Source organism: Pararhodospirillum oryzae, assembly GCF_007992075.1.
In the GTDB taxonomy this organism is placed as follows: Bacteria; Pseudomonadota; Alphaproteobacteria; order Rhodospirillales; family Rhodospirillaceae; genus Pararhodospirillum; species Pararhodospirillum oryzae.
On sequence record NZ_BJZO01000133.1, the window covers coordinates 1 to 7,446 of the forward strand.

The window sequence follows — 7,446 nt, forward strand, 5'->3', positions numbered from 1 at the left end:
CCAGGTTTTCCGGCCTTCGACGCGAAAATGTTCGTCCAACAAGGTCCGATGAAGGCGTTCGACGATCCCGTTGGACTGAAGCCGGGCGACTTGAGTGCGCTTGTGCTCGATGCCTTCAAGCTGAAGAAACAGTTCGTAGGGATGCTTGTCCGGGCGCCCACAAAATTCCCGGCCATTGTCGCTCGGAACGGCGTCGATACGGGCGCCGTGGGCTTCCAACGTGGGCAGAATGTCGTTGTTCAAGGTCTGAACGGCGGTGATGGGAAGTTTTTGGCGTGCCCGGACGGCCCCGGACACCGCCCGGGGAAGCCTGGGCACCCCCACAGACGAACACCAACACATCAGGGCGTTGCCCCCCCCTCCTCTGCCTCCTCGTCCACCTCGCCTTTCAGTTCGCGCAGATGGGTGCGGGCCAGGGCGAGGCCGGCGCGGCCGTGGTCGGTGATCGTGTAGTACTTTTTCGTCACCCGCCCCTCGCGCGTCGCCGATACCGTCAGGTAGCCGTCGCGGGTCATCTTGGCCAGCAGGGGGTACAAGGTCCCCGGCGACAATTTGTACCCGTGCCGCGCCAGTTCCTCGATCATCGCTTGCCCGTACACCGGTTCCTGCGCCGCGTGGTGCAGCACGTGCAGCCGCACCAGTCCCGACAGCAGGTCGTGATGGTCCATCCGTTCCGCCATGGGCTTCCCCTCCCCTTGATTTTCGATATCGAAATTCGATATCGTTATTCGACAATAAATCTCCAGCCGGGGAGCGTACCATGGAAGCCGTTCTGGTGGTGGCGGTGGCGTTCGTGGCGTCGGGGCTGACGCTGTTTTCGGGCTTTGGCCTGGGCACCTTGTTGTTGCCGGCCTTTGCCCTGTTGTGGCCGGCCGAGGTTGCCCTGGGGGCCACGGCCGTGGTCCATCTGGCCAACAATGTGTTCAAGCTGGCGCTGGTCGGCCGGGCCGCTGCCTGGGCGGTCGTGGGACGCTTTGGCTTGCCCGCGCTGGCGGGAGCGGTGGCCGGGGCGGCACTGCTGGTGGCTCTGGCCGAGGCGCCGGCGTTGTTCACCTACACGACGTTCGGGGTCCCGCACACGGTGCGCGCCCTGCCCCTGGTTCTGGGCCTGCTGATCGTCGGTTTCGCGGTTCTTGAAACCCGGCCCGCCTTTGCCCGCCTCGCGGTCCCGACCCGTTTCCTGCCCTGGGGAGGTCTGGCCTCGGGGTTCCTGGGCGGGCTGTCGGGCCTGCAAGGGGCCCTGCGCAGCGCCTTTTTGCTGAAAACCGGGCTGGAACCCGCCGCCTTCATCGCCACCGGCGCCGTCATCGCCGCCGGGGTCGATGGCGCGCGCCTGCTGGTTTATGGCCTCGCCCACGCCACCACGCCCTTCGCCCCCCTGCCCGCCGACGCCTGGCCCCTGGTCGGACTGGCCACCGCCGCCGCCTTCCTGGGCGCGGTCGTGGGCGCGCGCCTGATCCCCAAACTCACCGTGGGCGCCGTGCGCGCGGGCGTCGCCCTGGCCCTGGGCCTGATGGGATCGGCCATGGCCGCCGGCCTGATCTGAAACAAGGCACAATCCCGGCAAAAGACCGGCCAATCCCCCATTATTATGGTCGGATTAAGATGTTGACTTGCCGGGTGGGAAAAGAGAAGATCCCTTCATGAGGACGACGGAAAACCGCTCCCTCCCGGTTCCCCCGGCGGCCTCAAACGACCAGCACCATCCCCGTGACGCATGGCCCGGGGAAGGAGTACCGGGATCCCCTCCCCGGCCCCACGGGTTCTAGCCCAGCCCATGGTTCTGTTGGTTCCCAAGGCCCCCGCTCCGGACTAGCCCCCGGACGGGGGCCTTCAAATATCTGGGCCTCGCCCCGGCGCCGGCGTATCCTGAACGGATCGGGCCCCATCCCGGGGGAGGCCGCCACCATGACCCAGCCGCTTTCCAACCCGCCCCTGACCTTGAAGCACGGCGACACCTTCGCGGTGTTCGATTCCGCCGGCGCCATGAGCGCGACGCCCGGGGACGGAGCACCCTTGGGAGCGTTGGGCCTCTACCACCACGACACGCGCCACCTGTCCCACCTTGACCTGCGGATCGACGGGGTGGAGCCGCTCCTTCTGGGGGTGATGCTGACCCCCGATTCCACCCTCCTGACCCGCGAGCTGACCAATCCCGAGTGTCCCGACAGCCCCCAGGGCTGGCTGGGCCAGGGGTCAATCCATGTGCGCCACAACTCGGTGCTGTGGGAGGGCGCGCTGTTTGAACGGCTCGCGGTGCGCAACCATGCCGACCACGCGCGCACCATCACCATCACCGTCCGCTTTGGCGCCGATTTCATCGACCTGTTCCAGGTGCGGGGCACGGCGCGAAGCCGGCACGGTACCCTTCATCCTCCGGCGGTCACGGGGCCCGCGACTGCGTGCCTGGCCTACACCGGCCTCGACGGCCGCCAGCGGACCACGCGCGTGCGCCTGGATCCGCCCCCCACCCGCCTGGAGCCCGAGAGCGCCACCTTCTCGCTTGCCCTGGCGCCCGGGGCCGGGGCGGTGCTTCAGCTTGCCTTCCAGTGTTCCGAGGAATGTTCTAGAACATTATTCGCACAGGCTCGCCACCATGCCCGCCGCGCCATGCGGGAAACCCGCGCCCGGGCCGCCGCCGTTGAAACCTCGAACCCGGGGTTCAACGCGATTCTTGAACGCTCGATGGCCGATCTGGCCCAGTTGACCACCCAAACCCCGGTGGGCCCCTACCCCTACGCCGGCCTGCCCTGGTTCAACACGGTGTTCGGGCGCGACGGGATCCTGACCGCCTGGTTCCTGCTGGGCTTCGATCCCAGCCTGGCGCCGGGCGTGCTGCGGATGCTCGCCGCCACCCAGGCCACGACCACCAACCCGGCGGCCGATGCCGAGCCGGGCAAGATCCTGCACGAACGCCGCCTGGGCGAGATGGCCACCTTGGGCGAGGTGCCGTTCGCCCGCTACTACGGCAGCGTGGACGCCACGCCCCTGTTTGTGATGCTGGCCGGCGCCACCTTGGAACGCACCGGAGACATCGTCTCCGCCCGCGCCCTGTGGCCAGCGGTCGAGGCGGCCCTGGCCTGGATGGACGGCCCCGGCGACCGCGATGGCGACGGCTTCCTGGAATACGGCCGGCGCACCGATGCCGGGCTGGTCAACCAGGGCTGGAAGGACACCCACGATTGCGTGTTCCACGCCGACGGCCGCCTGGCCACGGCCCCCATCGCCCTGGCCGAGGTCCAGGGCTACGCCTACGCCGCCCGGCGGGCCGGGGCCACCCTGGCCCGCGCCCTGAACGAACCCGAGCACGCCCGCGCCCTTGACGCCCAGGCCGAACGGCTCCGCGCGCGAGTGGAGGAAACCTTCTGGTGCGAGGACCTGGGCACCTACGCCCTGGCCCTGGATGGGGCCAAGGCACCGTGCCGGGTGCGCGCGTCGAACGCCGGGCACCTGCTGTTCGCGGGCCTGCCCCACCCCGCGCGCGCGGCCCGGGTGGCGGCGGACCTGATGACGCCCGAGGCCTTTTCGGGGTGGGGCGTGCGCACCCTGGCGCAAGGGGAGCCCCATTACAACCCGATGGCGTATCACAAGGGCTCGGTGTGGCCGCACGACAACGCGGTCCTGGCGCTCGGCCTCGCGCGCTATGGCCACAAGGACGCGGTGCTGCGGGTGTTCGAGGGCCTGTTTGCCGCCGCGACGCATCTGGACTCCCGGCGCCTGCCCGAACTGTTCTGCGGCTTCCCGCGCCGCGCCGGCCGCGCGCCCACCGCCTACCTGGGCTCGTGCGCGCCCCAGGCCTGGGCGGCGGCCACGCCTTTGGCGCTGCTGCACGCCGCGCTTGGGCTGGGCTTCGATCCCGGGCACGCCACGGTCCGCCTCGACCACCCCCGCCTCCCCGCCTTCCTCGACGAGGTGTACCTGTCGCGCCTCCCCGTGGCCGGCACCACGGTGGACCTGACGATCCGCCGCCACGGCGACACCGTGACCGCCCACCGCAGCGGCGGCGACGCGGGCGTGCGCCTGGTGGTGGTGACGTAGCGGGAAGGCCCATCCTGAGATAGTGCCAGGGTCCGGGAGATCACCCGGCCCGGACCTCGTTCAGGAAACGCCCGACGGCCTCGGAGAGGGTTTCGGAGTTGCGTGCAAGCTCGCTGGACGCGGTCAAAACCTTCTGGGAGGATGCCGCCGATTCTTCGGCGGCACGGGAAATGCCGGTGATGTTGGCGGAAACATCCTGAGTGCCAAGCGCGGCTTGCTGAACGTTGCGGGTGATCTCCTGGGTAGCCGCCCCCTGCTCCTCGACAGCGGAGGCAATGGTTGTGGAAATCTCCCGGACCTGATCAATGGCAATGCCAATATCGTGGATGGCATCGACCGCCCGCTTGGTTTCGTCTTGCACGGAAGTGACCTGCTGACCGATGTTCTCGGTGGCCTTCGCGGTCTGATTGGCAAGGTTCTTGACCTCGTTGGCGACAACCGCGAACCCCTTGCCAGCCTCCCCGGCCCGGGCCGCCTCGATGGTGGCGTTCAAGGCGAGCAGGTTGGTTTGGCTGGCGATATCATTAATCAGCTTCACCACCTCGCCGATGGTGCCAACGGCGCGGGCCAGCCCTTGCACAATCTCATTGGTCCGAACGGATTTATCGGAGGCTGCCACCGACATTCTGGCGGATTCCGAAACCTGCCGGCTAATTTCAGAGATGGAGGAAGCCAGCTCCTCGGATGCCGCCGCCACGGTCTGAACGTTGGCGGTGGCTTCCTGCGCTCCGGTGGCGACGAGGACGGCTTGTCGTGCGGTTTGATTCGCGCCGGTGCTGATATCCTGCGCCGTGCCTTGTAACTGCGACGCGGAAGAGGAAACGGCACGGACGACATTCATGATCTTGGCCTCGAACGCGTCGGCCATGCCTTCCATCGCCTTTTTCTTTTCCGCTTCCGCCTTCTCGTTCGCGGCCTCGGCAAAATAAGAGGCGACAACGGCAGCATCTGTAAAAACAGAACGCATCAAACTTTTTACAAGTTCATTTCGCTGCTTCCCATCGAAAAGAGAGGCGTTGTCCAACATAGCGTTAACAAGACCTGATGCATAGGCGGAATAGCAGCTACTAAGATAACCGATAAGGTTTGTCTTGAGGCTTAAAATTTCCGTTATCTTTTTTTGTTCTACAAAATAATCTCCAGAAAAATCTCCCCTGGCAATTCGCCTAAGTTTTTTGTGCTCCAATTCCAAAACGTCGGCTGGAATTACTTTTAACCCTGGATCCAAAGCCTGGTAGGCATCAAGAAGGGCCTGGTCCATCCCCTTGACGACTCGATCATAGACAATTTGACCAATTTTCTTTTCTCCCTCGGACCATGGGTGAATTTGTTCTTTAATATCGCTCATTTTGTTTCATCCACGTTTCTGAGACAAGGTCGCAGGACGCATCAAGCCATTCCGATCAGAACGGATCAGGGAATACGTTGTAGCTTATTGATTCTTACGATTTTCGAACAGCCAAAACGATGACTAATCCGGTTCAAAACGCCCTCCCCCGGCCGCATCACCAAAGGAGGGAAGACATTGATGCCATCGCATCCAGCAAAACATTTCCCCAAAATAAAATAAACCTTTATGCAACTGACCATCTCCATGCCGAGAGCGTATATCCCGGATCGACTCTCTTTGGAACACTGTCAAAAAACCATGGAGCTTGGTGTTTTGCTCCCATCGCGTCCGTGGTACCCAGGCCTGTGGACGCAACGCCATCCATGACCCAGCCCCGCTTGAACCTGTCCAGGGTGGCATGCGACGCCAGACACATGATTTTAGAAACCAGCCTCGAAGGTCGTGGCGGTAAGGGTGACGTGGGCATCAAGCGGGGGATGCAGCTCGAACGCCTTCGGCTCGCGCGAAAAATTCCACAGTCGGACCAGACACCATTCCGACCGGCACGCGTCGGCCACGGCGAGCTCATTGCGCGTGATGTAAAAAGGGGTGCGCTCCCACCCGTTCGTTGTCTTGACCTCGATCAGCCGCGAGCGTCCTTCCGCCGTGAAGCTGGCAATGTCGTAGCCCGCGCCATCTCCGTCTTCCTCCGAGACCCAGCGCACCGCGCGCGCCAGATCGTCCCGCCCCGAAGCCTTGAGCACGGCCTGTTCGTGCGCCAGCACCCGTTCCTCGCCCGCACGCCCCAGAGCCCGATTGCCCGCGTCCCGCCGGGCAACATCGAATTTGCGGGCGACGTGTTCCATCTGCTCCAGCTCCAGGGGCGGCGGCTGGTTACTCAAGGCGGGCGGGGGACCGATCCACAGCGGGGTGGCCTCCTGAAGACCGGCGGCCGAACACCTTTCCGGCACGCGCCTCAGCCACGCCGGGTTGCGCTCAAGCCACCGGGCCACGGCATTGACCAATGACATCTGGAAATTGAAGGCAGGCTTGTAGCCGGGGATCCAGGCTTCGCCGAGCCCCTTCAAGACCGCGCTGATATTCCGGCGCTTGAATTCAACCGATCCTTCCGAACGATCATTCAAGAAGCCAAGAAGCGCCCGTCGATGCTCCGCCTTGCCATAGGCGCGCCCGGCACTGTCATCGGCCAGCATCGCGAAATAATCCGCGACGATCAGATCGTTTTCCTCGTCTGTCCATGGGTCGCTCTCCATGAAATAATGCTAGCGATGGCGCGACCCCTTGTCACCCGAGAATCACCCCTACCCCTTATGCCGAAGGACGCCCGGACTCCAACGCTTTCCATTTGATCATCAATAATGATTGACAACAAAATATTGATCTTTATTCTGTTTTTTATGGAAAGTATAAACATGGAAGAAGAGGGACGATGAGCTCATCCATTTACGGGAGCTGCTTGTGCGAAATAGTAAAGTTTCACATCACGGGAGAGTTTGATAAATTTTTCGCATGTCATTGCTCGCGTTGCCGCAAGGACACCGGATCGGCTTTCGCGGCGAACCTGTTCTCGACCACGGCGGAACTCACCTGGACGGCGGGCAAGGATCAGGTCAAAACGTTCCGGGTCCCGGATTCACGCCATGAGAAGAGCTTTTGCATGACATGCGGGTCCGCCCTGCCAACCGTTCAGATGAATGGCCGCCTGCTGATTGTTCCGGCGGGCTCCCTGGACAGCCCGATCGGGATTCACCCAACCGCGCACATCTGTTACGCCAGCCGCGCCGAATGGACCGACGCCCTGGAGGCCCTGGAAAGACTGGATGGGCTTCCTATTTCATCCGCTAAAACGAGCCCCCCCACCAGGGGCGCGACATGAACGGCCGCACGCCCCTGATGGCTTTCAAGGAAGGCATCTCGCACCTCGACCCCAAAGAAAAAAAGCACCCCTCCCAACGCCAACACGGCGAGCGCCGCTTGACCCGGCTTGCGAGGCGGCACTGTCAGTGCGAGCATCCTCTCTGCACACATTTAAATACATCAATGCGGCGAGAGAATTA

Annotated in this window: 7 protein-coding genes and 1 pseudogene; 4 read left to right on the plus strand and 4 right to left on the minus strand. The window is 63.8% G+C overall.

Annotation, left to right across the window (positions count from 1 at the left end; all coding sequences use genetic code 11):
• Positions 1-270: pseudogene (locus tag ROR02_RS15605) on the minus strand (IS481 family transposase); the annotation flags it as partial.
• 71 nt (positions 271-341) lie between these two features.
• The gene (locus ROR02_RS15610) at positions 342-680 is read right to left on the minus strand and encodes a PadR family transcriptional regulator (protein ID WP_246135591.1); all 339 of its coding nucleotides are present in this window, start codon (positions 678-680) and stop codon (positions 342-344) included.
• An 80-nt stretch (positions 681-760) separates the two neighbouring features.
• On the opposite strand from ROR02_RS15610, the gene ROR02_RS15615 reads away from it, so the two are divergent.
• Both ROR02_RS15615 and ROR02_RS15620 read left to right on the plus strand, forming a co-directional pair.
• Complete coding sequence (locus ROR02_RS15615) at positions 761-1,546, plus strand: TSUP family transporter (RefSeq protein WP_147164977.1); 786 nt, start codon at positions 761-763, stop codon at positions 1,544-1,546.
• A 362-nt stretch (positions 1,547-1,908) separates the two neighbouring features.
• Complete coding sequence (locus ROR02_RS15620) at positions 1,909-4,038, plus strand: amylo-alpha-1,6-glucosidase (protein WP_147164978.1); 2,130 nt, start codon at positions 1,909-1,911, stop codon at positions 4,036-4,038.
• Between the two features lie 40 nt (positions 4,039-4,078).
• Here the strand turns inward: ROR02_RS15620 and ROR02_RS15625 are convergent, their stop codons facing one another.
• Together ROR02_RS15625 and ROR02_RS15630 are read right to left on the minus strand one after the other, a co-directional pair.
• A complete protein-coding gene (locus ROR02_RS15625) occupies positions 4,079-5,386 on the minus strand; it encodes a methyl-accepting chemotaxis protein (RefSeq protein ID WP_218032835.1) in 1,308 nt (435 codons plus the stop codon).
• Positions 5,387-5,808: 422 nt separating this feature from the next.
• Positions 5,809-6,642 carry a DUF3883 domain-containing protein gene (locus ROR02_RS15630; RefSeq protein ID WP_147164979.1) on the minus strand — a complete coding sequence of 278 codons (834 nt, stop codon included), beginning with the start codon at positions 6,640-6,642 and terminating at the stop codon, positions 5,809-5,811.
• 176 nt (positions 6,643-6,818) lie between these two features.
• Between ROR02_RS15630 and ROR02_RS15635 the strand changes: the two genes are divergently transcribed.
• The gene (locus tag ROR02_RS15635; RefSeq protein WP_147164980.1) at positions 6,819-7,265 is read left to right on the plus strand and encodes a GFA family protein; all 447 of its coding nucleotides are present in this window, start codon (positions 6,819-6,821) and stop codon (positions 7,263-7,265) included.
• On the plus strand, positions 7,262-7,446 hold a 185-nt coding region (locus tag ROR02_RS16990), incomplete at its 3' end, for a hypothetical protein (protein WP_218032836.1). The genes ROR02_RS15635 and ROR02_RS16990, both read left to right, overlap by 4 nt.